Annotated in this window: 28 protein-coding genes; 11 read left to right on the top strand and 17 right to left on the bottom strand. The window is 36.0% G+C overall.

Annotated elements, in window-relative coordinates; genetic code table 11:
* Positions 1–70: 70 nt before the first annotated feature.
* Positions 71–1,000: a DMT family transporter gene (gene yyaM, locus F928_RS14125; RefSeq protein ID WP_005076361.1), complete on the bottom strand. Its 930-nt coding sequence runs from the start codon at positions 998–1,000 to the stop codon at positions 71–73.
* A gap of 94 nt (positions 1,001–1,094) precedes the next feature.
* Here yyaM and hvrB point away from each other — a divergent pair, with 94 nt between their 5' ends.
* Entirely contained in the window at positions 1,095–1,946 is an 852-nt protein-coding gene (hvrB, locus tag F928_RS14120) for a LysR family transcriptional regulator (RefSeq protein WP_005076359.1), read from the top strand.
* 62 nt (positions 1,947–2,008) lie between these two features.
* Here hvrB and F928_RS14115 read toward each other — a convergent pair whose 3' ends face one another.
* From F928_RS14115 to F928_RS14085, 7 genes are all read right to left on the bottom strand, one after another.
* On the bottom strand, positions 2,009–2,635 hold the full coding sequence (locus tag F928_RS14115) for a sterol desaturase family protein (protein ID WP_005076356.1): 627 nt from the start codon (positions 2,633–2,635) through the stop codon (positions 2,009–2,011).
* Positions 2,636–2,738: 103 nt separating this feature from the next.
* Positions 2,739–3,737, bottom strand: coding sequence for an AraC family transcriptional regulator (locus F928_RS14110; protein ID WP_005076352.1), 999 nt, complete (start codon positions 3,735–3,737; stop codon positions 2,739–2,741).
* Positions 3,738–3,818: 81 nt separating this feature from the next.
* On the bottom strand, positions 3,819–3,998 hold the full coding sequence (locus F928_RS22530; RefSeq protein WP_005076350.1) for a hypothetical protein: 180 nt from the start codon (positions 3,996–3,998) through the stop codon (positions 3,819–3,821).
* A gap of 558 nt (positions 3,999–4,556) precedes the next feature.
* On the bottom strand, positions 4,557–5,576 hold the full coding sequence (papC, locus tag F928_RS14100; protein WP_005076347.1) for a fimbrial protein: 1,020 nt from the start codon (positions 5,574–5,576) through the stop codon (positions 4,557–4,559).
* Positions 5,573–8,029 carry a fimbria/pilus outer membrane usher protein gene (locus F928_RS14095; RefSeq protein WP_080632733.1) on the bottom strand — a complete coding sequence of 819 codons (2,457 nt, stop codon included), beginning with the start codon at positions 8,027–8,029 and terminating at the stop codon, positions 5,573–5,575. Before F928_RS14095 ends, papC begins: the two co-directional genes overlap by 4 nt.
* 139 nt (positions 8,030–8,168) lie before the next feature.
* Positions 8,169–8,912, bottom strand: a complete 744-nt coding sequence (mrkB, locus tag F928_RS14090) for a fimbrial biogenesis chaperone (protein ID WP_005076341.1) — start codon at positions 8,910–8,912, stop codon at positions 8,169–8,171.
* A 73-nt stretch (positions 8,913–8,985) separates the two neighbouring features.
* Positions 8,986–9,558: a fimbrial protein gene (locus F928_RS14085; protein WP_005076339.1), complete on the bottom strand. Its 573-nt coding sequence runs from the start codon at positions 9,556–9,558 to the stop codon at positions 8,986–8,988.
* A 409-nt stretch (positions 9,559–9,967) separates the two neighbouring features.
* On the opposite strand from F928_RS14085, the gene F928_RS14080 reads away from it, so the two are divergent.
* Positions 9,968–10,318: a hypothetical protein gene (locus F928_RS14080; protein ID WP_005076337.1), complete on the top strand. Its 351-nt coding sequence runs from the start codon at positions 9,968–9,970 to the stop codon at positions 10,316–10,318.
* A 63-nt stretch (positions 10,319–10,381) separates the two neighbouring features.
* Entirely contained in the window at positions 10,382–10,594 is a 213-nt protein-coding gene (locus F928_RS14075; RefSeq protein WP_005076335.1) for a hypothetical protein, read from the top strand.
* Positions 10,595–10,642: 48 nt separating this feature from the next.
* Here F928_RS14075 and bioB read toward each other — a convergent pair whose 3' ends face one another.
* Positions 10,643–11,632, bottom strand: coding sequence for a biotin synthase BioB (gene bioB, locus F928_RS14070; protein ID WP_005076331.1), 990 nt, complete (start codon positions 11,630–11,632; stop codon positions 10,643–10,645).
* A gap of 87 nt (positions 11,633–11,719) precedes the next feature.
* Positions 11,720–12,820, bottom strand: a complete 1,101-nt coding sequence (gene queG, locus F928_RS14065) for a tRNA epoxyqueuosine(34) reductase QueG (protein ID WP_005076330.1) — start codon at positions 12,818–12,820, stop codon at positions 11,720–11,722.
* Positions 12,821–12,846: 26 nt separating this feature from the next.
* On the opposite strand from queG, the gene F928_RS14060 reads away from it, so the two are divergent.
* Positions 12,847–14,307 carry a bifunctional ADP-dependent NAD(P)H-hydrate dehydratase/NAD(P)H-hydrate epimerase gene (locus F928_RS14060; protein WP_005076328.1) on the top strand — a complete coding sequence of 487 codons (1,461 nt, stop codon included), beginning with the start codon at positions 12,847–12,849 and terminating at the stop codon, positions 14,305–14,307.
* Positions 14,308–14,311: 4 nt separating this feature from the next.
* Here the strand turns inward: F928_RS14060 and ruvC are convergent, their stop codons facing one another.
* Positions 14,312–14,857, bottom strand: a complete 546-nt coding sequence (gene ruvC, locus F928_RS14055; protein ID WP_002121356.1) for a crossover junction endodeoxyribonuclease RuvC — start codon at positions 14,855–14,857, stop codon at positions 14,312–14,314.
* Between the two features lie 198 nt (positions 14,858–15,055).
* Between ruvC and F928_RS14050 the strand changes: the two genes are divergently transcribed.
* Both F928_RS14050 and yncA read left to right on the top strand, forming a co-directional pair.
* Positions 15,056–15,649: a helix-turn-helix domain-containing protein gene (locus F928_RS14050; protein ID WP_005076324.1), complete on the top strand. Its 594-nt coding sequence runs from the start codon at positions 15,056–15,058 to the stop codon at positions 15,647–15,649.
* On the top strand, positions 15,646–16,191 hold the full coding sequence (yncA, locus tag F928_RS14045; protein ID WP_005076321.1) for a GNAT family N-acetyltransferase: 546 nt from the start codon (positions 15,646–15,648) through the stop codon (positions 16,189–16,191). Before F928_RS14050 ends, yncA begins: the two co-directional genes overlap by 4 nt.
* An 80-nt stretch (positions 16,192–16,271) precedes the next feature.
* Here yncA and bla read toward each other — a convergent pair whose 3' ends face one another.
* On the bottom strand, positions 16,272–17,093 hold the full coding sequence (gene bla / locus F928_RS14040; RefSeq protein ID WP_005076320.1) for an OXA-213 family carbapenem-hydrolyzing class D beta-lactamase OXA-272: 822 nt from the start codon (positions 17,091–17,093) through the stop codon (positions 16,272–16,274).
* 416 nt (positions 17,094–17,509) lie between these two features.
* Between bla and fxsA the strand changes: the two genes are divergently transcribed.
* Positions 17,510–18,076, top strand: coding sequence for an FxsA family protein (fxsA, locus tag F928_RS14035; RefSeq protein ID WP_002121432.1), 567 nt, complete (start codon positions 17,510–17,512; stop codon positions 18,074–18,076).
* A gap of 66 nt (positions 18,077–18,142) precedes the next feature.
* Here fxsA and F928_RS14030 read toward each other — a convergent pair whose 3' ends face one another.
* Complete coding sequence (locus F928_RS14030; protein WP_002121357.1) at positions 18,143–18,334, bottom strand: hypothetical protein; 192 nt, start codon at positions 18,332–18,334, stop codon at positions 18,143–18,145.
* Positions 18,335–18,593: 259 nt separating this feature from the next.
* Here F928_RS14030 and F928_RS22525 point away from each other — a divergent pair, with 259 nt between their 5' ends.
* Positions 18,594–18,842, top strand: coding sequence for a hypothetical protein (locus F928_RS22525; protein WP_002121448.1), 249 nt, complete (start codon positions 18,594–18,596; stop codon positions 18,840–18,842).
* Between the two features lie 128 nt (positions 18,843–18,970).
* Here the strand turns inward: F928_RS22525 and metK are convergent, their stop codons facing one another.
* The gene (gene metK / locus F928_RS14020; RefSeq protein WP_005069601.1) at positions 18,971–20,137 is read right to left on the bottom strand and encodes a methionine adenosyltransferase; all 1,167 of its coding nucleotides are present in this window, start codon (positions 20,135–20,137) and stop codon (positions 18,971–18,973) included.
* Between the two features lie 536 nt (positions 20,138–20,673).
* On the opposite strand from metK, the gene tkt reads away from it, so the two are divergent.
* Positions 20,674–22,662 (top strand): transketolase, encoded by a 1,989-nt coding sequence (gene tkt, locus F928_RS14015; RefSeq protein ID WP_005076314.1) that lies wholly within the window; start codon positions 20,674–20,676, stop codon positions 22,660–22,662.
* A gap of 55 nt (positions 22,663–22,717) precedes the next feature.
* Here tkt and F928_RS14010 read toward each other — a convergent pair whose 3' ends face one another.
* Positions 22,718–23,125, bottom strand: a complete 408-nt coding sequence (locus F928_RS14010; protein ID WP_005076313.1) for an OsmC family protein — start codon at positions 23,123–23,125, stop codon at positions 22,718–22,720.
* Positions 23,126–23,338: 213 nt separating this feature from the next.
* On the opposite strand from F928_RS14010, the gene yceI reads away from it, so the two are divergent.
* The gene (gene yceI, locus F928_RS14005) at positions 23,339–23,929 is read left to right on the top strand and encodes a YceI family protein (protein WP_005076311.1); all 591 of its coding nucleotides are present in this window, start codon (positions 23,339–23,341) and stop codon (positions 23,927–23,929) included.
* 45 nt (positions 23,930–23,974) lie between these two features.
* On the opposite strand, the gene F928_RS14000 is transcribed toward yceI, so the two are convergent.
* On the bottom strand, positions 23,975–24,565 hold the full coding sequence (locus tag F928_RS14000) for a lecithin retinol acyltransferase family protein (protein WP_002121452.1): 591 nt from the start codon (positions 24,563–24,565) through the stop codon (positions 23,975–23,977).
* Between the two features lie 193 nt (positions 24,566–24,758).
* On the opposite strand from F928_RS14000, the gene F928_RS13995 reads away from it, so the two are divergent.
* The gene (locus tag F928_RS13995) at positions 24,759–25,505 is read left to right on the top strand and encodes a phosphodiester glycosidase family protein (protein WP_005076308.1); all 747 of its coding nucleotides are present in this window, start codon (positions 24,759–24,761) and stop codon (positions 25,503–25,505) included.
* Between the two features lie 35 nt (positions 25,506–25,540).
* Here the strand turns inward: F928_RS13995 and F928_RS13990 are convergent, their stop codons facing one another.
* On the bottom strand, positions 25,541–25,771 hold the full coding sequence (locus F928_RS13990) for a hypothetical protein (RefSeq protein ID WP_000011679.1): 231 nt from the start codon (positions 25,769–25,771) through the stop codon (positions 25,541–25,543).
* Positions 25,772–25,970: the final 199 nt, after the last annotated feature.

Below are 25,970 nucleotides of genomic sequence, written 5' to 3'. Positions count from 1 at the left end.
AAGAAATAATTTATATACTTGAAATGCTGCTACATATTAAAGATAGATTTTTAATGTAGCAGCATATTTCTTATTTTGTACAATGTTTTGCCATAAGTGGAGTGCTTTTAATTTTAAAAAATCCTCCGCTACTCATTACACCAAGCATTACTAAAACTGTTCCTACTAATTGCCAGATATTAAGGGCTTGTCCAGTAAGTAGAGCAATTATCATACTGAACACTGGCACAAAGTTAAAAAAGACAGAAGCACGACCAGCACCTAACTTTTGTATGCCATTAAACCAGAATAGATAAGCAATCATGGTAGAGCAGATAACAACATATCCCATGGCTAAGTGCGCATTTATAGGGGCAGATGTAATCGCTGTAAGAGGATCTTCAAATATCACACTCAACAAACCAAGTGTTATTGCCCCGAACAGCATAGAAAAAGTTGTTGTTTCTAAGGGAGTAGCATTTTTTACATAACGGCGAGACAGTACATTTGCAAGACAAAACCCAAATGCGCCCAATAATATAAATAGATCTCCAATGTCTATTTTGAGGTGCAGCAAAGTCGTTATATGTCCCTGACTAATCACCAGTAACACGCCACTTAAGCCAAATAAAACGCCTAAGAATTTATTAGTAGTAAGTTTTTCACCATCTAAAAGGATTGTCATTAATAGAGTCATTAATGGCGTGGTTGCCATAATTAAAGCACCGTTAACAGCTGATGTGGTTTGAAGTCCATAAAAACAGCCAATGTTAAATCCCGCAATTCCGATAATACCAATAATCAGATAGATAGCTAGATTCTGTCTTAAGGCTGTCCATCTAAGCTGGCCTGTTATTGAAAAGATTAAGAGTAAGCCTAGACTTGCAATAAAAAAACGTTCAGACGCAGCAGATAACGGGGGCATATGTTGAATAATATAAGACATTGCATTAAATGCTGATCCCCAAAAAAACATCGTTAAGACAACACCAGCATAGGCATAAGCCACCGTTCTGTTCATGGACAGGCTCCCATTAAGAAAGGTTTTATTCTCGACAAATCTATAAAGGTGTACAATTCCATATTAATACACTTCTAATGTGAAAATTTGCACAATGATTGATTGGGAAAATTTGCATTACTTTTCAGTTTTTACAGAAGAAAAGTCACTTTCTGCTGCTGCCAGAAAATTGGGAGTAGATCATGCAACTGTATCTAGAAGAATTGCCCAGCTAGAACAAAATTTAAAACTTAAATTAGTTGATCGTAGGCCACGGACATACATTCTGACTCCTGACGGAGAACGTCTTGCACAAGTAGTTGCTCGTATGATGGAAGAAACTTTTTCTATTGAACGTTTAACTCAAGCAGGTCAGCAAGAAGTAATGGGAAGTGTCTCTATTAGTATGCCTCCTTTAACTGCTGCACATCTCATCATGCCTCATTTGGGTAAATTTTATCGCTATTATCCGCAATTAAAATTACGGGTGCTCGGTGATGTTCATTATGTTTCTTTACAGCATAGTGAGGCTGATATTGCGGTACGATTTGGACGTCCAAAGGAGGAAAATTTAGTTGCTCGCAAAGTAGGTGAAATACCTTTTGGAATATATGTAGGTCCAAATTATTTAGCTTCAACAGATCCTGAAAATTATGATTGGATTAGCGTAGAAGTGGGGGGAGTGCATGGTCAAAAACAGCAAAAGTTAAAAGAAAGGTTAAATCATAAAGAACCTATAATGGTTACCAATAATCCCGAGTTACAGTGGAGAGCTGCATGTGGGGAAATTGGTTTAGCGGTCTTACCAGATTTTTTAGGAGCTCTTAGTAATTTGGTCAGATTACAAGATGATTATCCGATGAGTGCTGAAATATGGTTAGTCACACACGAAGATTTACGGCATAGCCCTGCAATACGTGCAGTAATGGATTTTCTTATGTCTTGCTTTGAGCCATTTAAAGTCTAAGCTATTAACTGCATTCATTTAAAAAGCTGCTGGAGTCCGCAGCTTTTATATTGAGATAAATTTTAAGCCAGACTGACTTCTATTCCTCTACGTAAATTAGATTGGTCCTGATCGGAGTTTAAATCAATTTTGGCATACGATTTGGCAAGTATGCGTCGAGCAGCAAAATTAATTGGTTTTTCTATCAACTTAGGTAATTTGATACCTAAGGGGTTGCTTTCGGTTTGAGATACCTCGGTTTTGACCCTAGTTCCCATAATATAGTCAAACCATGGTTTGGTAACGCACCAATTAGCATTTTGATTGCTTGTCATATGATGATCATAGTGCCAAGGGATGCGTTTCTTAGCATATTCAGGATCTAAATGGGCTTTTGAATGTACACGCCAATAATTCCATAAGCCATAATAAAGCCCAGCTGTAAAAAAGGGCGCTACTGGTAAGAATACTGTTGCAGCACCAGCTAAACTAATTAATGCTGTTTTTTCATTATAAATTTCTGCATTTTTGAACATTGATTCTGCATAACCTTCATCAAGAAAATTATTTAAGCGAGCACGTTTATGATGAGCAATATGAGTAAAAAAAGGGCTGTTACGATACTTGGTTGGATATTCGTGTAACCAAACTTTATGGAAGTACCATTCAAGGCCATTTGCAACAAAAATACCGACAGGAAACCCGAGCATACTAATTACTTCTCATGAATCATAATTTAAATGCATTGTAAAATAAGAAAGTTTTATCGCTTTGACTCCATAGGCAGTCCAAGAACTGCCTATAAAATCAATTTTATTGCTTTTGTTTGCGTTGGCGATATGCGCTTGGAGTTTCACCAGTCCAACGTTTAAAAGCCCGTGTAAATGCGGAGGGTTCAGAAAAACCAGTTAAATAAACAATTTGATCAAGAGTTTCTTTGGTGTTTGCAAGTAAACGTCTTGCAAGCTTCTCTCGATGCTGGTTTAAAATTTTCTCGTAATTAGTATTAATTGCTTGTAAATCAGCTCGAAGGGTACGCGGGTTACGATTTAATTGTTCAGCAATAAATTTTTGATCGAATTGACCAGATTCAAGTAAACCATTGCTGAGCAAGCGCTTAATCGCATAAACAAGTTGATGCTTTTCTAAGTTTGATAGTTGCTGTTCAGCAATTGTTTCATGAATTTTTAATAATTCAGGTTCAGCCGCTGGTGATGCTTTATTCAATAATGTACTAGGAAAAATTATAGCGCCTTGTTTTTGGTTTAAAATTACCGGGCATTTCCAAGCTTCTTGATAATTATTAGCTGAAGCACCTTGTTGATAAGGTAATGTAATTTGGCTAGGCCTAAACTCGTTATTTGTAATATATTTAAAAAAATTAAGAAAAATACCGATGCCACATTCAAGATAATGTCTTACAGGGTGTTCAAAACCTACTAATAACGCGATATCTTTTTCAACAATTAAAGAAAGATTAAATACATTGGTTAACAGGTCCTGATATCTTAAAGCACGTTGTAAACCTTCACCGAAAGTAGAACTACTTAAAAATAAATATTCAATAACTAAACCTCTGAAAGCAGGCATTTGACTACCTACATGCAAACCAATATCAGGATCTTCACTTATTTCTTCTGCCGCTGTCCAAAATCGCTGTTGAGTAGAATTGTCTCTACGAATATTTTTATCGGGCGGTTGATTGGGTAAATTTACACTTGCAAAAATAGATGCTGCATCTAATCCCATTTGCTGCATAGTTTGATAAGTCATCCATAAAAAAATTCCAGCATCGGAAGAATTTTTTGACATGTTTTTTATAAATATCCAGAAAGTTGTACAATGCATTCAATCATGAATTTATTGTTAATACGATATTCTTACCTATAAATTTCATTGATCAGAAAAAAAGCCTGCATCTTCACGTGCCTGTTCTAAAGCTAAAATAAAAGATATTAGTAAAAGTAGCCCTATGAGGAAAAGAAAAAGATCAATTTTACTGATCGCGTAACCTATACTTGTAGCTCCTAGACCTAGTAAAACAATACATAATATTTTCCAAAAAATGAGCATGTTACGTTCTGATAAAAGCCTAAGAATATTGTTTGTAATTGAAGGGGATTTCTAAATTTATTTATGTTTTTTTTATTATAGTTTATGTAATTCTTTATAATTTCATAAAATTCGTTTTTTATTAAGCTTTTGAAAAATAAATAAATTATTTTTAGGTCATATAAATCAATTTCTTTCATTTTTTCTTAAAATTAAGTTTTTATTAATTAATAGAATGATAATTCTTTAGAAACACTATAAAATAGGAATGTAAAAAATAAATTTAATTTTTTAATTAATATAAAACAATAGTTTACTGTGCTTATTTAAATTTTTGTTAAAAAAAAGACTTGATTTTTAAGCTAAATTTTGGAATTATAGTTATGCAAATTGTGATCTATTTCCCACAATTTGTATTTCAGGTTAAGTGGTTATCACTAATGCTCATTTGCTATTTTTGCTTATGAGCATTTTTTTATGTGACTTTTTAATATAACTACAAAATTTTTGAAGCGTTAAATTTTAAGATTATTTAGCTGAGCTAAGCTTAATTATTTTTAATAAATTTTTAGAGATAAATTAATCATATTGAATAGTTACAGTTGCTGTTGCCGTAACCTCACCCGCGCTTACATTAGCCGCTGTTTGATAGTAACGAGCAGTTAAGGGGATATCGTACTCTATAGTCTGATTAGAGCTGACTGTGCCTATATTTTGTTTTATTGTTTTTTGAATTGGGGTAGTGGCACCATTCATATTCCATAATAGTTCTACACCCACACCATTGGCTTTGGTTGAGTTTGCTGCACTATTATTAATGACCTGATTATTTTTGGGATCAGAATTATAGTCAAAACTTAAGCTGATGGTGTTACTTGTTGCTATACCCGAGTTGTTTTCGCCGCCGTTACATAAAATCGATAGATTAAAGCTCTGCTCGCCTTGTGTTGAACCAATCGCTTTAAAACCTGACTTTGTAACAGTCGGGAGTTGAATAGGTATATCTACACCATTTTGAATTTCACATGATGAAGACGCGATCAAAATAGGAGCATTACTTAATACTGTAGTAGTTAAAAATGGTCGGTTTTGTTGACCTGATACATAATAGGTGCTGTAACGTCCTGCTACTAATGCTCCTGAACCTGTGGTCATGGATGTTTTAATAACTTCCATAACAAAATATCCCGGTGAAAGGGTATATGCAGTATTTGGGGTTAAAGTACGTCTATATGGGTAATACCCAGAAAAATCTGAAGCATCTGCTGCTTCACGATAAAGACGAATACCAATACCGGGAATATTGGTTGCATATACATTATTACCTATTGGGCTAACTGGATAATTTAAGGGGAGAGCCGCAATAATTTGATCACTAGCACGACTACATGTTGCAGTGGAATTATTGGGAGAAATCGTAAAAGTATTCCTTTGTAAGATAGTCCCTATAGGGTCAGTCGGTTTTACGACGATTTTACCAATGTTCATCGGGATATCGACGGTGGTAAATCCCTTACTTAAATTACAATTTGCATTTGTATGGCTATAAGCAAATAGACTCGCTGCCAAAAATCCAATTTTTTTTAAAATATTATTCATTTACAGACTGCCTTTGTCATAATAATTGATTGATTGTTATGCTTTATTTGATCCGTGATATCGTATTCAAGTTCGCATTTTTCAGTATTCCTTTCTCCCCATCTCACATATAAAAGGTCATGGGTTAAGGGGGTTCGTAAATAAATACGGCTGCCTTGCGCAACAATACCTATTACTTCGTTATTCTGGTTATATACCTGTGCGGCAAAAGGTAAATGTGAGCCATCTAAAGTGGTCGGTCTGATAAAAAGTGCGTAACCTTTTTTTGTTGTGAATTGAACTTTAGTGATTGAGCCTGCATAGGGAGCAATACGTAAGCTACTTTCAGCTAGCTCAACCTGTGTAGACATGTTTTGTGGGTCAAGGCTAATGTCATTCATATGGTAAGGCGTAACATATGGGATAACCGCATATCCCTTTTTGTTTATGCTGAGGCCTGGTGTATTACCGACTTGTGCTCCTGTTGCATCTGGTGCATAAACTAAAACCATTGTTTGAGCTTGATCTGGACCAAACAGAATTCCTTGGGAGTGAGTAACGATATTGCCACTCAAGTTAAGCATTTCTTGTTGATATGAGTCAGCGTAACTAAAAGAAGCACCTAATGTTGTGTAGTTTGTCTTATAGTTGCCATTGATATTGAGATTCGTTTGCCCATGGTTTTGACTGAAAATTGATGCGCCGTAATTCAACCGGTTTCCTGTAAAACCGCTAAAACTCAGAATTTGGCTATCTTCACTTATAAGACTATTAAAATTTAAAGAGCTTTTCTTAAAATCTAAGGGAAAGGATAGAGAAATGAGATATTGAGTATCTTGGTTAGCTCGCCCGCTAGCTTCAATAGTTTCACTATTAATTGCAGAGAAACTATAAGTTAAATCTTTAAATTGGTTGCTATAACCTAATTGGAATTGCTTATTAGTAGTAGACTGGTTCCAATAGTTTGTCCACGAACCTACTAAATAGAAATTTCCCCATTGGTTTGGAAGAGCTTGATTTAAATTAAGCTGGAATTCACTTTTTTGCTTACCTACCGAAAAACTATCAATGTTTTGCTCTTGTAAGTCCCGAATCAAAATTGCATCATGTAGTTTGAGATAGTTTTGTGTTGAATAACGATAAGTTGCTAGTGTTAAGTTAGTATGCGTTGGAGAAAATAACTTATTGTAACTTAGACGATAACTTTGCCCTGTCATTTTAGGTTGATAAGAAAAATTGGCATTTGAATGTGTTGCATCAAAAGAAATAGCGCCAATAGGCATTGAAAAAGCTGTACCTAACAATACAGAGAAATACTGCTGTGTTCCTTGAATTGCGCTATAAGTTGTAAGGTAATTATTGATTCCGCGTTGATATTTACCCTGTATTAGCCATGGAGTTAACTTAATGTTTGGGTCTCGAAATTGTCCTAAGGTGAATGAATATCGGCTCATTTGAGGACGTAGCATTTCAATTACAGAAGCATATGGAATAGAATATTTTTGAACTACTCCATTAGATTCAAGTACCGAAACTTGTAACTCACCTCCAAATCCTGTGGGATAGAGATCATTAATTTCAAAGTTTCCTGGTGGGACTGTGGTTTGGTAAATTAAATTACCTTGTTGTCTAACTTCGACTTTTGCATTGGTTTTGGCATAACCTCGAACTCTTGGAGCATAACTGAGCATACTATTTGGAAGCATTCGGTCATCACTTGAAATATTCATTCCACGATAGGGCAAAGAGTCAATAAAATCGCTATTAGTAAAATATTCTCCTAAAGTCACCACACCATGGATATCTGGAAATGCCTTTTGTACATATGTATTTGTCGAGGTATAAGAAAAATTATTAGATTGAGAATTAGATTGGCTTTGCCATTTCCATTGTCCATTATGGCGAAACTGCCAACTTGCTAAATTTGCTCCAAGATTGGTTCCCATAAAAGCATAACTATTTGCATGTTGTTCATTGACTATTCGATATGCTGTAGCGTTATAGCTTAAAAAAGCTGCATTAATACCACGATCCCACAAATGTGGATCGATATAGCCTTGCGGATTTTTTTCTAAGACGACTTGCGGGATCGAAATATCAATTCTTAAACGGGAACTATCAAATACATAAAAAGCACTATCTATCCATGAAGCGAGCGCTTTACATGAAAGAGATGAATTAGAGTCATGTTGACTTAGAATATTAGCTTTTACCCCATATTCAAGCAACATGACCTCTGTAAAACATGTTTCAGCATTTATGTTAGGGGCTGAGGCAGTAAATCGCATACGCCGTTTACCCAGCCATTGACCATTAACATAAACATCTAAGCTATATTCACCAGGCAAGATCGGGTTTCCGTATTTGAAGCGAGCTATATCAATTTTTTGTGCATTACCTACTAAGAAATTGCTATCAAATTCAGCCTTCGTAAAATGTGGAACATCAGTATTATTTTCAGCATATATAGCCACAGGCATGAATAGCGTAATACTTGAGACGACATACCAAGTAAAGGGGCTTTTTAAACATATATAAGGTATAAACCATTTAGACATAGTTCTAGAGCCTACTCATGATAGGTTTTAAATTTTCTTAAAAAATACAATGAGGTTAGAATTTTATTGGGTGCTCAACTCGTCCACCGTAATCATTGATATACACAAAGCTCATATCTCCTAAGTTTTTATTTTTTAGTTTAATTTTATCCTCTGAATAAGGGGCAATCATTAAGCCTTGTTGCAATAAGTCTGTTTTATGGCCTTCACTTCCTTGAAAAATGGAGGTAATAGTAAGAAAAAAAGGTGTCGGATTTTTTATCATTAGATATTGATCATTTATTTTCCACTCGACTTTGTCACTTAATTGATCAATATTTTCTTTTAGATCTATAGGGCGGTAAAAAAATTTAATTCGCGAACGAACAGCGAGTTGCAAAAAATTGTTAGAGGTTGTTGTGGTTTGACCTTGTTGAGTTCTTCCTTCAGGTTTAGGAGGGATATCTAAAACATTAAGCCAAAAAATAGATTCTTGTTGTTGGCTTAGTTGAGATGTAGTAGGTAAAGCTGTAATTCTTAAGGTTTGCCCCTTAGTTGCTTCTACTCGTGAAATTGGTGGAGTAATAATGAAAGGTACATTTGTTTCATCTGGTGTTGACTTTGCATTTCCATCATCGATCCATGCTTGAACAAGAGACGGGGCCGTGCCGTTATTACTTAGTTGTAATGTGATCTCACGTGCATTTGAAGGGTAAATGACACGAGTACCATGTAAAACAATTTCAGTATGGCCTGTAGTAGTGAGCACTACTTGCAGACACACTAATCCCCAAAAAAATTTACGACCACGAAAAAGCATCAGTCATATTCTCAATAACAAATAATAGGAAGGAGATAGCTTCTATTCATGAATAGAAGCTTCATTTTTAAGTTTATTGATAAATGATCGTGTATTTTACTTGCGATGTTACCGTACCAGCAGTAGAAGCACCTGTAGCATAATATTCAGCATAATAGTTAAGATCAGCACTACCGCCTGCTGAAACATTTACCCATTGTGAATTCGTTTGAGTTTCATTTGTGCTTGTAGCAAGTACAGGAATCACAGCATTATTACTGCCAAGTAATTGAATATTTACATTTGTTGCTGCACCAGAAGTTGCTTGGTTTAATAAACGACCCGTATTAAAGTCAACGGTTGCGCCTGGTTCAAAATAAGTTGCGACTTTACCTGCAGCGGTACAGTTCGTTAAATTAATTTGAAAAGGTGTACGACCAGCTACATCACCAGCATTTTTTAAAGTTTGAGATGAAACAGTAGGCAAATTGATTGTTAAATTTTTATCTCCAGTATCAATAGTACAAGTATTATCCGTGACAAGACCATTAATAGTAATTGTGCCATCTGCTGCTTGTGCATTTGCTATATTTAAGAAAGAAACTGCTGCCACAAAAATAAATTTTTTCATAAAATCCCCAGAATAGCTTTTTAAAATAAAATCCATTACTTTTCAGTAAGTTTATTCTGATTAAGTAAGGCGAAGGAAATATATCACTTTTCAATCAAAAAACAAGAAAAACATTATATTTATATATATTTTGATCAATTGCTTTTATTAATGAAAATTAAAAAATTTATTTTTTATCATTTGGTAAAATAATTAATTAGTTTTTATTTAAAATAGAATTTAAAAATTGGTAATATCTAAGTTATTGTATTTTATTGAATTAATGAAATTTTAAAATGTTTAAGATAATATATATCTAATGTTTTTGATTAACACATTGTTTTTTAATGATAAAATTGTTTTGTGTATATCTTATAAATATATTTAATTTTTTAAGAATTTTTTAAGGTTCAATTCCTACTGTTTTAGTTGTAATTCAATAAAAGATAATCTGGAGTTCAGTTCCATGAATACTATGAAGTATAGCTATAAACCTAATTACTTTTTCTTTGCTCATAAATTAGTTTTATTTTTAAAGGATTATCTCATCAAGCATCCGACGGAGCAGCAAACAACGTTTAACTTGCAAACGATTTATGACATCTTTAGCCATGATCTTGCTTCAAGTACGACAAACCTTGAAGGTATCTTAAATATTGCAGATGAATATGTCTTTGAAACAGAAGATGGCTTACTTCCATTAATTAGCAAGCATTCAGTCAATCTCAAAAATCATGTACTTTCTTTAGAATTTACACCTCAAGCCTTGTCAAGGTTATTATCAGGACATTCGTTAGTAAATCCTAAAGCAGCTTAGATTTTCTTTTAAGGTAGAGTGAACTCATATAAAATTCATAAAATTTATTTTTAAGAGTTATTTATGAGTAAAGACTTCAAGGCCTTAACTTATATTGCGGATGAAAATGTAGCAGATACAGTGACTTGGCTTTTACACCATCAAGATGTTTTTGATTCTTTCAATTTTGATGTGTTGAGCCAAGAACTCACAGTAACGCATGCAGCAGGAAAGGATATTATTCGAGTCGGAACCTTTCTAAATGCTACTTACGGAATATTAGTAACTTCTATATAAATGAAAAAAGCCCTGAATGATCAGGGCTTTTAAATTTTCTAATTTGAGTTAAGCACTCATTGCATCTACTGATAAATCAGCAACTGTTGGCTTTGGTTTTTCAGCCGTTAAACCTAGTTTATTAAATAAAGCTTGGTCTTTACCTTCACCGGCATTTGGTGTGGTTAGTAGTTTATCACCAGAGAATAATGAGTTTGCACCTGCCATAAATGCTAATGCTTGGTCTGAATCACTTAATGATTCGCGGCCCGCAGAGAGACGGATATAGCTATACGGCATGATAATACGCGCCACAGCAATAGTACGAATCCACTCAATTACATCAAGCTTTTCAACATCAGCTAAAGGTGTTCCTTCAATAGGAACAAGCATATTGATTGGCACAGATTCAGGGTGAATTGGTAGGGTAGCTAGTTCATGTAATAAACCAATTCGGTCTTCACGAGTTTCGCCTAAACCCACAATACCGCCACTACAAACTTTCATACCAGCTTGACGAACATAATCAAGGGTATTTAAACGGTCATCAAAAGTACGAGTACTAATGATGTGAGAATAATACTCACGAGATGTATCTAAATTGTGGTTATAGTAATCTAAACCAGCAACCTTTAGGCGTTCTGCTTGAGATTGGTTAAGCATCCCTAAAGTCATACAGGTTTCCATACCTAATGCTTTAACTTCACGTACCATTTCTAAAACATAAGGCATATCGCGCTCATGTGGGTTACGCCAAGCAGCACCCATACAAAAACGTGATGAACCTGAATCTTTTGCAGCTTTCGCTTCACTAATCACTTTTTCAACAGCAATACGTTTTTCTGCTTCTAGTTTTGATTCGTAATGTGCCGATTGTGAGCAGTATTTGCAATCTTCAGGACATTTACCCGTTTTAATAGATAAAAGGGTACTGACCTGAATTGAATTGGCAGTGAAGTGCTCACGATGTACTTGCTGAGCCTTGAAAACTAAATCCAAAAAAGGTTGTTCATATAAAGCTTGGATTTCTTCACGATTCCAATCATTACGTAGAGTCATTGTCATATCCATGATGATGGCATTAATTCACTATACATAATCATACAGAATTCGTATTAAAGCTATAGGGCAAAAAACATCATTTTTTTAATTTGATAGCTGAAGTTGATTAAGTTGCTGTTCAATTGCCCAATCAATATGCACATTGACGATTTCGTCATGTAAATTTTTGCCATTTTGTAGTTGATCTACAATTTCTTTTGAATAAGGAGCATTTCCTAATCCGATTGCAATATTACGTTTAAATGATTGATAACCTGTCCGGCGGATAGGGCTACCTTCCGTATTGGCTAAAAAAGTGGCTTCATCCCACTGCCAGATATCAAGCAGACTAATATTATCTAACCCATGTCTAGGATTAAAATCAGAAATAGATGCTGTTTTGGCAAAGCTATTCCAAGGACAAATTAACTGGCAGTCATCACAACCAAATATTCGGTTTCCAATACCTGCACGTAATTCTTCAGCAATAATTCCTTTATATTCGATAGTTAAATAGGCAATACAACGTCTTGCATCTAACATATAAGGCTCGACAATTGCTTGCGTCGGGCAAATATCAATACAAGCGCTACAAGAACCACAATGTGCTGTTGCAGGCTCGTCGAAAGGTAGCTCGAGTGATGTAAATAGCTCACCTAATACGAAAAAAGAACCTGACTTTTTATGAATGAGCAAAGTATGTTTACCTGTCCAACCCATTCCAGCACTTTCAGCTAATGATTTTTCAAAAATAGGCGCTGAATCTGCAAAAGGACGAGATTCAAAGTCACCAACTTTTTCACGAATTCGTGTTGCTAGCGTTTTCAATCTACCACGCATGACTTTATGGTAATCACGGCCACGTGCATAGCGGGCGATAATGGCAGAATTAGGCTCTAAAGGTACATATCGAGGCTTTGGAGATTCCACAAGATAATTCATGCGGACACAAATAATACTTTTTGTACCAGGCACTAATAGTGTTGGATCAGCTCGCTTTTCTAGATTTTCTTCTAAATAGGTCATGTCTGCATGATAACCACGTTCAAGATACTCTAAAAAACGTGGCATTTGCTCTTGAGCATCTGGTTTTGCGATGACACAATCAGCAAAACCCAAGTCTAATGCTTGAGCTTTGATCCATGCTTTTAATTCATGTGGATCAATTTGTTGCACTGCAATGCGTGATGTGTCGGAAGATGTCATAAACCAAAATGCAAGAGGATAATAATATGCAGGCGGTAGTTTACCATAGCGATGATATTCGAGCATGGGAGCGGCGCTGGTTTGCTGCGCAAAACTCCTCATTAGGTTTAATGCAGCAAGCGGCTTGGTCAATTGCCCAGCAACTTATTGAGCTTTTTAACGATCGGGCTATTAAGAATATTGCTATTTGGTGCGGACAAGGCAATAACGCAGGTGATGGTTACTTTATAGCAAGTTATCTGAAACAAGCTGGATTTCAGGTTGAAATCTTTGCAGCTCAATTGGGTGAGTCAGCCGATTTACATTGTGCAGCGCAATTTGCTAGAGAAATAAAAGTCCCAATTCATTCAAATTTTGAGATTAAAAGAACATTTGATTGTCATATTGATGCTTTATTTGGCATAGGCTTAAATCGTGAATTAAATACTAATTGGCAACAGGCTATTCAACAATTTAATGAACAATCTGGTCTAAAAATTTCAGTTGATATACCTAGCGGATTACAAGCAAATACAGGACAAGTCTTACCCTGTTCAGTAAGAACTGATCATACCTTTACTGTTTTAGGTCTTAAAGCAGGACTATTTACAGGGCAAGGTAAAGAGTACGCAGGACAAATTCATTTAATTAATTTAATTCCTATAGACCACGAGGTGAAACCCTTAGCTTATTTGTCACCCACAAATATTAGACTTCCTCAGCGTATGGCATTTGGCCATAAGGGAAGTTATGGGCATGTTTTAGTGGTGGGTGGACATGAGCAAATGGGCGGTGCAGTTATTATGGCTGCTGAAGCTGCCTTTCATGCGGGTGCAGGCAAAGTGACAGTGGTTTGTCATCGCAACCATCATCAGGCCATTTTGTCGCGGGCACCTAATATTATGCTTCGTGATATTAATGCTTTAGATGAAAACAATATTAAAGAGATTCTATCTCAGGTCGATGCAGTATGCTTTGGAATGGGATTAGGCCGTGACGATTGGGCAAAGCAGATTTACCAACAATGGTTTAATTTGTTAAATCAGAGTATACGCCTAGAAGTTGTTTTAGATGCAGATGCTTTATGGTTTCTGGCTAAACAGCCTGAAAAATTAAATACACATATTTATGCCACACCTCATCCTGGAGAAGCTGCTACTTTACTTGGTTGCTCTACAGCGCAAATTGAAAATGACCGAATTGCTGCAATTTATGCCTTACAACAAAAATATGCAGGCCATTGGGTGCTTAAAGGAGCGGGTAGCTTAATTTTAGAAGATAATTTGTATATCTGTACGCAAGGTAATGCTGGTATGGGAACGGGTGGAATGGGAGATGTGTTAGCAGGAATGCTTGCAAGCTTGAAAGCCCAATTCCACCAAGATATTGCGTTACATGAGATTGTTACCCTTCATGCACAAGCAGGAGACCTTTTAGCTAAAAATGGTATGCGTGGCTTGCAGGCTTTTGAGATGAATCAGGCAATTATTCAAGTCGTAAATCAATAAATTTTTAACGTCTGCGACTGCTAGAACGACTTCGCCCACGTGCCATACCACCTAAAGCATTTAAAACAGACAGTTTGCTCATACTTCCCGATGCATGAGCATGGCAAATGGCAGCAGCAAGAGCATCGGCTGCATCGGATTGAGGCTTAATCGTCAAATTAAGTAATCGCATGACCATCATTTGAACTTGTTCTTTATCGGCAGCGCCATAACCAACCACAGACTGTTTAATTTGACGGGCAGTATATTCTGCAACTTGTAAATCTAAATTCACTAATGCGGCTATGGCAGCACCACGGGCTTGTCCTAGTTTTAAGGCAGAGTCTGGGTTTTGAGCCATAAAGACTTGCTCAACCGCAGCTTCAGTTGGGCCATGGAATTTCACAATTCTCTCAACGCCAGCAAAAATACGTTTTAAGCGTTCTGGCATTTCTTGAGTTTCTGTTCGGATTGTACCGGCATCAACAAAACGTAGTTTACTACCATCTTTTTCAATGATTCCATAACCTGTTAAGCGTGAACCCGGATCAATACCAATAATCAATGCCATGTGAAGACTTATATAAATAGTTTAGAGAGTATTGTTACATAGCCAAAAAGGTTCTGCATGCGTAATTTAAAGAATGCTGCGATGAATGGTTATTTTGCGGTTTTTTATCGAACCAATTTATATCTTTAAAATCATTTGATGTAATTCTATTTTAATGGAATACTTATCTATAATTTTGGAATTGAAGTTTATCGGTAGATGGAAGATATTAATATCCGCATTGCGCAGCAAGTGCGTGAAATACGTCTAGCGCGTGGATATACCCTAGATGTTCTTGCTAGTCGATGTCAGGTAAGCCGTTCTGCAATTTCACTCATTGAAAGAGGAGAAGCGAGCCCTACAGCTGTTGTTCTTGAAAAGCTAGCAAATGGTTTAGGGGTGCCTTTGACTCAGCTATTCGATTCCCCCCAGAATACTCAATCGCCTCAACCTATGGTACGGCGTACTCAACAAGCAGAATGGAAAGATCCAGAAACGGGATATATTCGCCGTCAAGTTTCGCCTCCAAATTGGAAATCTCCATTTCAGATCGTTGAAATTGAATTTCCAGCTCAATCTCGAGTTACTTATGAAACAAGTACGAATTCCAAAGTTGTATTACAGCAAATTTGGGTAATAGAGGGGCAAATTGATATTCAACTGGGTGAAAACTTTTATGCTTTACAAAAGGGTGATTGTTTGGCGATGCAATTAGATCAACCGATCATATATAGCAATCCTTCTTCTAAAGCTGCTCGATATATTTTAGTTGTATGTAATGAGCTCGTCTCTATTCTTAAGGAATCTTCATGATTAAAAATCTTAATCCAAATTTACGTTTAATCGATTGTCATGAAGCTACACATGCAAAGGCTATATTAGATATTTTGAATGAAGCAATTATCAATTCTACTGCTTTGTATGACTATTTGCCGCGCTCTGAAGAGTCGATGAAAAACTGGTTTGCAGTTAAAAGAGAAAATAGTTTTCCTGTCATTGGTATTGTTGATGAGACAAACAAGTTATTAGGTTTTGCAAGTTGGGGAACGTTCAGAGCTTTTCCTGCCTACAAATATACGGTCGAACATAGTATTTATATTCATCATGAACATCGTGGCGGCGGATTAAGCAAAATTTTAATGCAAGAACTGATTAAGCGTGCTCAAGAGGCAGACTTACATGTATTGATAGGCTGTATTGATGCAACCAACCAAGCAAGTATTGGTTTGCATGAAAAAATGGGCTTTATTCATGCAGGTACTTTTAAGCAAGTCGGTTTTAAGTTTGGGCAATGGTTAGATGCTGCTTTCTATCAGTTAAATTTAAATACACCACATACCCCAGTTGATGGATAAACAATAAAGCTTTCAAATTTCAAGTTTAAGCAATAGCCTAGTTTATAATGTGAAATATGAACCCGGCTAAAGAGTCTAAACTATAAAATACCTAGCTGCTCTAATCCTTTATAAGCAATTTCTTTTCGAATAGAACTAGGTATGCCTTTCTTCATTTCTAAATTAAGTGAGAAAGCTATAATTTCTCCCTGAGGTTGAACTACCCAGCCTGTAAACCAACCCACTTGAGGGTCAACATCCCATCCCCAACCACTTTTGGCATAAATTTTTCGTCCATTTTTTTCTTCAATGAACACCATAGATTGAACTTGTTCTTGTACATTTTTACTAAAGGGAAGAGTTTTGTTGGCTAATTTGTAAGCAAACCGTACTTCTTGTTGAGGTGTAATTTTAAGTGGACCAACAAGCCAAAAATCATCTACTTTTGAACCAATATCAGCATTACCGAAACCAATGCGTTTTACCTCTTTAGACATAAGATCAAGGCCAATTCGTCGAGCTAGTTCCTGATAAACTGGAATAGCAGAAGCTTTCATAGCATCACCTAAGGTCATGTCTTTTTCCCAATCGGGAAATAAACGCTTTTGCCCATACCATTTAAACACTTCAGTTGGTGTTGCTTTATGATGCTCAAGTCCTATCAAAGCATTTAACATTTTAAAGGTAGAGGCGGGAACATATTCGGTTGATGATCTTTTAAGATCATTACCATAGATTTCCTCTGTTTGCCCACGTTTTATAACTAAAACACCTTCAGTTTGTGCTTGATCAAACAATGATTTAATTTTCTCTGAGTTTTTATTGGTAGAAATTGACTGTATTTGATGTTGTTGTACGGTATTAAAAGAACATGCCGACAAAAACATCGTACCAATGGCAAAGAAAAGAGCTTTTTTAGTCATGAGTTTATGTGGGTTTAAAAGAATTATTCTTTAATTTAACTTGAATAGAGGTACTTTTAGATAGAGAAAATGTAAGTTATTTAGGAAATTCTATATCTATGCACTACTTTTTTAAATTTTATAAAACAACTATATAAATAAAGGAATATATCCAATTTTTCTAAGAACCTAAGTTTTCAACTAGACTAAAAAACTGCTTTCTTGAAGGACTTTTCGTTTAACTAGAGTAAAAAAATTAAAATCTAATTGAAGTCGCACTTGATAAACTTGATACAGCACTCATTAATAATAAAGCATGTTTGTTTTTATCGAGTTAAAATCAAATGTACTCTAGTATTGCAGACTCTGGCTGTTTCGATAGGGTTGGGGCAAATAAACTGCAATGAATTTTCTTTTTGAGATAGATAAAGTTTTACATGAATTTACTTCTTATTGTAGTTCTGGGCGCGATTGTTGAAATTGCCGTATGGATTGGCGTAGCACAGTTCATCAGTGGATGGTATGTGTTCTTTTGGTTCATTCTTGCTTTCTTTATTGGTTTGGGGCTTATTCGCAGAAGTACTGCTGGTATTATGCCTCAATTACAGCAAATGCAGATGACTGGCCAACTCGGTAATGACCCAACAGTAACTAAAAAACTTGCTTATGCTTTTGCAGGTTTCTTATTAATGTTGCCAGGCCTTGTTTCTGATGTGTTAGCGGTTTTAATTTTGATCCCTGGTGTTCAAACTGCTTTCCGTAATATAGCCATGAGAACTCTTGCAAAACGCCAACAAGCTATGATGGATAAAATGATGGGTGGTATGGGCGGTAATATGGGTGGGCAAAATCCATTTGCTGATCTAATGCGCCAAATGCAAGATATGCAGAATCAACAAGGTGGTGGTAGCCAAGGTCAATACCGTGATTCAAGCATTATTGACGGAGAAGCGCGAGAAGTCACTCCAGATCACAAGAAAATTGAACATAAAAATAAGGATTAATAAATACCTTATCTACAGGCCTAAACCTCCAAAGTTTAGGCCTTTTTTATTTTAAGAAGATACAAATTATTTAGTTAGAGATTCAGTCACAGCAGAATCTGTTTGAGCCAATTCAGTTGGGCTTTCTTGTGGTTTTGTTTGAGGTTGGTATTTGTTTGAAGCTAAGGCTGTTTGCTTATTTTCAGATTGTTGATAACCTCGGCTTCGGTTGGCTCGTTCGCGAAACCCACCTTTATTAATGAGCTTTGTATGTGACATGCATTTGCCTAAAATGTGAGATTATTCGCTTATTTTAACAAATTTGGCAAAATATCAAAATAAGAAAAATAGTCCTATAAAAATAATATTTAACTTATATATGTGTTTTTAATTAATATTTTTTAATTGACTCAATTGTTCATCCAGATTGAATTATCTATTCATTTCACATAGGATAAATATAAAGGATGTATAAATTAAAAAATGTAGCAAACCTATTAAAACAACAACGGTTGAAATGAGGGAAGGAGGGTTACCTATGCTATATCAATACCATTGTGCGTGTTGCGACAAAGTTGTGGCATCAACTGATAAATCATGTCCATATTGTGGTTCACAACATATTCGAAGCCCGTATGGCTTATGGATGTTTTGTGTGATGGCTTGTCTAGCTGTTGTCGTTGTATTTAAAGTTGTCCATATTTATATCCAGAACCATCAAGATACTCCAACGCAGTCAACTTTACTGGATGTATTAAATCAGGATGATAAAACGACAAGACAATAGATTTTGATTACAACTACAAATGATATGGCGTCAAGGATGATTGCTAGAAGATTAAACCCTACATACCATAAAATTTGAACTATAAATAAAAAAGCCCGCTCAATGGCGGGCTTTTTTACGATTTTATTTTAGAGGCCAGCAGCATCTTTAAGGGCATCAACTTTATCAGTTTTTTCCCAAGTAAATGCAGAGTCAGAACCTTCGCGACCAAAATGACCATAAGCCGCGGTTTGTTTGTACATTGGTTGAAGAAGATCCAACATACGAGTAATACCAAACGGTCTTAAATCGAAATGATCACGTACAAGTTGAATAATCAACTCATCAGAAACTTTTGCTGTACCAAAGGTATTAATTGAAATTGAAGTAGGTTCTGCTACACCAATTGCGTAACTCACTTGAATTTCACATTTGTCAGCAAGACCAGCAGCTACAATATTTTTTGCAACATAACGACCAGCATAAGCAGCAGAACGGTCAACTTTAGATGGATCTTTACCAGAGAAAGCACCACCGCCGTGACGAGCCATACCGCCGTATGTATCAACAATAATTTTACGACCCGTTAAACCACAGTCACCTACAGGGCCGCCAATAACGAACATACCTGTTGGGTTAATGTGGAACTTAGTAGCTGCATGGAACATTTCAGCAGGGATGATCGGTTTGATAATTTCTTCAATAACTGCTTCTTTAAGCTGGCTTTGAGAAATTTCAGGATCGTGCTGAGTAGATAAAACAACAGCATCTAGACGTACAGGCTTGCCATTTTCATAGGCAAAAGTAACTTGGCTTTTTGCATCTGGGCGTAACCATGGAAGGGCACCTGAACGACGAAGTTCAGCTTGACGCTCCATTAAGCGGTGAGCATAAGAAATCGGCGCAGGCATAAGCACGTCTGTTTCACGGCTTGCATAACCGAACATTAGGCCTTGGTCACCAGCACCTTGATCTTCTGGTTTTTGACGGTCTACACCTTGAGCAATTTCAGGAGATTGTTTACCAATCATATTGATTACAGCACACGTTGATCCATCAAAGCCAAGATCAGAGTGGTGATAACCTATACCGTTAACAGTATTACGAACAACAGCTTCAACATCAATATTAGCAGTCGTTGTTACTTCACCAGCAAGTACAACAGCGCCTGTTTTTACCAGTGTTTCACAAGCAACACGTGCGTATGGGTCTTCTTTTAAGATTGCATCCAAAATAGCGTCGCTAATTTGGTCGGCCATTTTATCGGGATGACCTTCGCTTACAGATTCCGAGGTAAAAACAGCGTACTCGCGCATGAAAGTCCTATCTTGGTTATTTCAAAAGACATAATATGTTACATCGACTTGAGCTTGAGGACCAGTTCATACTGACTAAAAAGCATGAATTTATTTCATTTATAGTGTGTTTTAATTGATAAGTGTATTAGCAAAATTGATATAGAAAGCTTTAATTTAAAGTATTTATATTTTAACAACTTGTTGCTAGTGTGTTTTTTAAACATATAACTTAATAAAAAACTTAAATATCAGAATTTGAATTTTAAAGTAAAGAAATATGATCAACGCATACAAGATTAGCTAATTATTTTATCTATATATCAAAAGCTAACAAGATTAATGTTCTTACATTTAGTGATTGTACAGAAAAATGAACACTGTTTTGTATAACTTAAAGATTCAAATGTTTTTTGTGTAACCAAGAAACGGTTAAAAATAAAGAAATATATCGTGTTGGGGTTTACCCTAAGCCTTTTTTTTAAGACAATATAGCGGCATTGAATGGTTATTCATCTTCTTCTTTTCATCAATCTATTAAAATTGGATTCTGATCTATGACGACCCCTTTAAACGAACGTCGTATTGCAAATGCAATTCGTGTATTGGCAATGGATGCTGTGCAACAAGCAAACTCAGGGCATCCAGGTGCTCCAATGGGGATGGCAGATATTGCTGACGTCGTCTGGCGTGAGTTTTTAAATCACAACCCAACAAATCCACAATGGGCAAACCGTGACCGTTTCGTTTTATCAAATGGCCATGGCTCAATGTTGCAATACGCTTTGCTTCATTTAACAGGTTATGATCTTTCAATTGAAGATTTAAAACAGTTCCGTCAATTGCATTCTAGAACTCCTGGTCATCCTGAATATGGCTATGCACCGGGTGTAGAGACGACAACTGGTCCTTTAGGTCAAGGTATTGCTAATGCTGTTGGTTTTGCTTTAGCAGAAAAAACATTGGCTGCTCAATTTAATAAAGATGATTTAAAAGTTGTTGATCATTTCACTTACTGTTTCTTAGGTGATGGCTGTTTAATGGAAGGTATTTCTCACGAAGTATGTTCTTTAGCTGGCACCTTACAACTTGGTAAATTGATTGCTTATTATGATGATAATGGCATTTCAATTGATGGTGAAGTAGAAGGCTGGTTCAGCGACGATACAGAAGAGCGTTTCAAAGCCTATGGTTGGCAAGTTCTTCGTGTAGATGGTCATGATGCTGATGCGATTCGTCAAGCGACAATTGAAGCAAAAGCTGAAACTCAAAAACCAACAATCATTATGTGTAAAACGATTATTGGTTTAGGTTCACCAAATAAGCAGGGTAAAGAAGACTGTCATGGTGCGCCATTAGGTAAAGATGAGATTACTTTAACTCGTGAAGCATTAGGTTGGAACGAAGAAGCATTTGTTATACCTGCTGACGTATATGCTGCATGGGATGCAAAAGCAAAAGGTAGTGAATCTGAAGCAGCTTGGAATGCGGTATTTGCACAATATCAAGCAAAATATCCAACTGAAGCGGCTGAGTTACTTCGTCGTATCAGTGGTGACTTACCAGCAGAATTTGCAGCGCAAGCAGATGCTTTCATTCGTGAAACAAATGCGAAAGGCGAGACAATTGCAACTCGTAAAGCAAGCCAAAATACATTACAAGCATTTGGTCCTTTATTACCTGAATTGTTAGGTGGTTCTGCTGATTTAGCAGGTTCTAACTTAACACTTTGGAAAGGTTGCCAAGGTGTTCAAGAAAACCCAGCTGGTAACTATGTCTACTATGGCGTACGTGAATTTGGTATGACTGCGATCGCTAATGGCGTTGCATTGCATGGTGGTTTCGTTCCTTACGTTGCAACATTCTTAATGTTTATGGAATATGCACGTAATGCAGTACGTATGTCTGCATTAATGAAACAACGTGTAATTCATGTTTATACACATGACTCAATTGGTCTGGGTGAAGATGGTCCAACTCACCAACCGATTGAACAAATTGCTTCATTACGTGGTACACCTAACTTAAATACATGGCGCCCTGCGGATACTGTAGAAACTGCAATTGCTTGGAAATCTGCTCTAGAACGCAAAGATGGTCCTACAGCACTTATTTTCTCTCGTCAAAACTTACCATTCCAAACACGTTCTGAAGAGCAAATTCAAAACGCTGCAAAAGGTGGTTATGTACTTGCTCAAGAAAAAGGCGAATTAAAAGCGATTATTATTGCAACAGGTTCTGAAATTTCTTTAGCAATGGAAGCTTATGCACAACTTGAAGGTGTGCGTGTAGTTTCTATGCCATGTGCAGAAGAGTTTATGAAGCAAGATGCGGCATACCGTGAAGCAGTATTACCAGCTCATATCCGTGCGCGTGTTGCTGTTGAAGCAGCTCATGTTGACTACTGGTGGAAGTTTGTTGGTCTTGATGGCAAAGTAATTGGTATGACAACTTATGGTGAGTCTGCACCAGCAAAAGATTTGTTCCAATTCTTTGGTATTACGACTGAAGCTGTTGTTGCAGCTGTAAAAGAATTAACTGCTTAAATATTAAAGTAGTGTAAAAAAGCGCTCTAGATAGAGCGCTTTTTTATTTGAGAAGTTAAATAGTGAGTTCTGTTTGGATATTAATTTGAGAAGTTAATAACTTATGAATAGGGCAATTCTCTGCAACTTTTAGTAATCGCTTATGCTGGTCTTCAGTAAATTCACCTTTGAGTGTAATTTTTTGTTCAATATTATTTTGGCCTTTTTCAGGTTCGCCATTAGGGTTTAATGCTAAATCCACTTGAACATGCTCAAGCTTAATACCTTTAAGATTCGCATACATTTCTAAAGTAATGGTGGTACAAGCTCCTAAAGCGGATAATAAAAGCTGAACCGGGTTCGGAGCTGTATCTTGTCCACCTTTATCAGCTGGTTCATCTGCAAACCATTGATGACCTGAAGGATCGGTAAGAGTTACTCGATATGGGGTAGAAGTACTTTGTGCTTGGGCTGTATTAACCATGTTTTACCTTGTTATTCATCAATAAAATCGTAATAAAAATTAATAAATCTGAAGCTTCGAATAGAAGAATATCTAAACTTTATAATATTGTTTTTGAATAACAACTGTAACGCTTTTATTGTTGCATGGATGAAACATATCGTTTTATAAAGAATGGTGAATTAAATTACTTGATGTATACACTAACGACTATATCAATAAAGGATACGAAAAATGCATCTTAAAACATTAAGCTTCGGTTTGGCAGTAGCATTGGCTAGTTCAGTTACTTTAGCTGCACCAGTAGACTACAAAATTGACCCAACACATACAGCTACTGTTTTCTCATGGAATCACTTTGGTTTCTCTACTCCAAGCGCTAACTTCTCGGATATCCAAGGTGTAATTAAAGTTGATAATGCTAAACCAGCAAACTCATCTGTAAATGTGACTATTCCTTTAAGCAGTGTAAATACAAACGTACCTGCTTTAGATAAAGAGTTCCAAGAAGAAGCTTGGTTTAATGCTGCTAAATATCCAAATATTACGTTTAAAAGTACTAAAGTTGAAACCAAAGACAAAAAGCACTTTAAAATTACTGGTGACTTAACTGTTAAAGGCGTAACTAAGCCAGTTGTACTTAACGCTGTTTTAAACAAGCAAGGCGAGCATCCAATGGCTAAAGTTCCAGCAATTGGTTTTAATGCGACAACTTCATTCAAGCGTTCTGACTTTGGTTTAGGAAGTTATGTGCCTAATGTTGGCGATAAGATCACTGTAAACATTACCACTGAAGCAACTGCTGCTAATGCAGCTAAAAAATAAGCTATAAGTTTTCTAAAAAGCCCTCAAATATGAGGGCTTTTTTATTTAGATTGGCTCTTTTTTATCTGGATCTATAAATACTAAAGGCGCTGAAGGATCGATATTTCTTTTCTGAGATTTTTCTCTTAAGAACTGGTAAGTAGGAACTTTTCTTTTTGCTTGATCACGTAGTTTCTTTTTAATATACAGAACCAGAGCAAAACATGTAGTTGCAACGGTCAACATCATACCATTCATATAGCTCATGATTGAGCTTACATAGCCAATAGTCGTTAAACGATGCATCATACGTTCAACTTGAGTGCTACTTTCAATACCCGTAATTGCCCAACTGCATAGATGTTCACAGTTATTAATAATCAAATGATAGTGATTTTCATGCATACGTGAACGCATTCGGCGAACAACAATCTTTCCTTTATAACGAGGTTTGTCATAAGAACGGACGTGTATTTTTTTGCCATGCGAGAAAGCATCTATTGAAGTGATTTCAATCGGGCGTTTTTTGATGAAATGAGCTAAGCCGGAATAATGGATAACTCGACCTCTCCCTGCATATATACCATGATGGCTATAGCCGAGATGCTTTACGATGAGGTGAGCCCCTAAAGGGTAGCGTTTATTCAGTTGTTGCATGCTTACGCTGATCCAATAAAGTGTAAATGGCTTTTATTGAAAAGCTGCTAAACATTATAACCAATATCAGCAATTTGCAGTGTATTGATTACGTCGAATGAAGGAATTTGATGCATATCCAATCTATTTATATTTCTTGTATATAATTTAAGAACTTAATATGAAGGAAAAATGTCATGTCAGGTGTTATTCAATGAAATGGGTAGTTGGGTGCTTCGCTTTGTATGGGCTTTTGTTTCAGGCCGCATATGCTATAGCGCATCAGCAGATTAAAACGGTGGAAGGTGACCAATACGATGTGATCTCGATCAGCGAATTTAAAGCATTACGCTTGTTTTTAAAGAATCCTAATAATCAGCAATACTATAAAAGCTTTAACAATATTGAGGAACAATTAAAGCAGTGTGAGCAGCTTAGCTTTGCAATGAATGTGGGGATGTTTCATTTAGGATTTTCTCCAGTAGGGTTGTATATTGAACGAGCTAAGGTAGTTCAGCCCTTAAATGAGCATAAAGGATTGGGAAATTTCTTTTTACAGCCGAATGGGGTAGTAGCTTGGAATAAAAAACAGGCCTTTGTTTTAACTACGCCACAATATAGCCTACAAAATTTGAAAGTTGATTATGCAACCCAATCTGGGCCAATGTTAGTTATTGATGGAAAGATAAATTCCCTTTTTTTACCAGACTCTCAATCAAAGAAAATTCGTAATGGAGTTGGTATTCGAGATAATAAACTCTACTTTGTAATATCTAAGAATCGTGTGAGTTTTTACAATTTTGCCAAGTTTTTTCAAAGAAATCTTAAAGTAGAGCAGGCTTTATATCTCGATGGTTCTATTTCTAGTTTATATATGCAAAAGAACAATCGGAACGATCAGCAATTTCAAATGGGACCAATGGTCGGTTGGGTAGATGAGTCCAATTGTGCAGTAAAGTGAAATATAAAAAAGCCAGTACAAGACTGGCTTTTTAATTAATGAATAGACGGTTTTTGAGTGAGTTCATTTAACTCTTTTCGGCTATAACCACGGGAAATAAGAACTTTTTTAATTCCCTTAATGACATCTTCATCTGTTGCTTGTGCAAGTGCACTTAGAAGTTGTTCATTAGTTTTACATGAGCAGTCATTTTCAACACAAGCAGTTTGGTTTTTATGCTCGTTATGCTGTTGATCTGCCAAGAACAGCTTTTGCCAAAAACTCATAGAGCCTTCATATACAACCTAACATAGCTCGAAATATAGCCAATTTAAAATAAAATACAAGACTCTATAAGTGATAAATCCACCACTTGAACTCGAGAATTTTCGATGGGAATGCTTGAGTTAAACGAAATTATGACGAATAGATGACTTGATATTTTTTGAAAATTTAAATACTTAACTAATAAAACGTTAAAAAATA

The organism is Acinetobacter pittii ATCC 19004 = CIP 70.29 (assembly GCF_000369045.1).
In the GTDB taxonomy this organism is placed as follows: domain Bacteria; phylum Pseudomonadota; class Gammaproteobacteria; order Pseudomonadales; family Moraxellaceae; genus Acinetobacter; species Acinetobacter pittii.
Note: the sequence above shows the minus strand (reverse complement) of the source record. Positions and strands in the feature narration are given on the sequence as shown.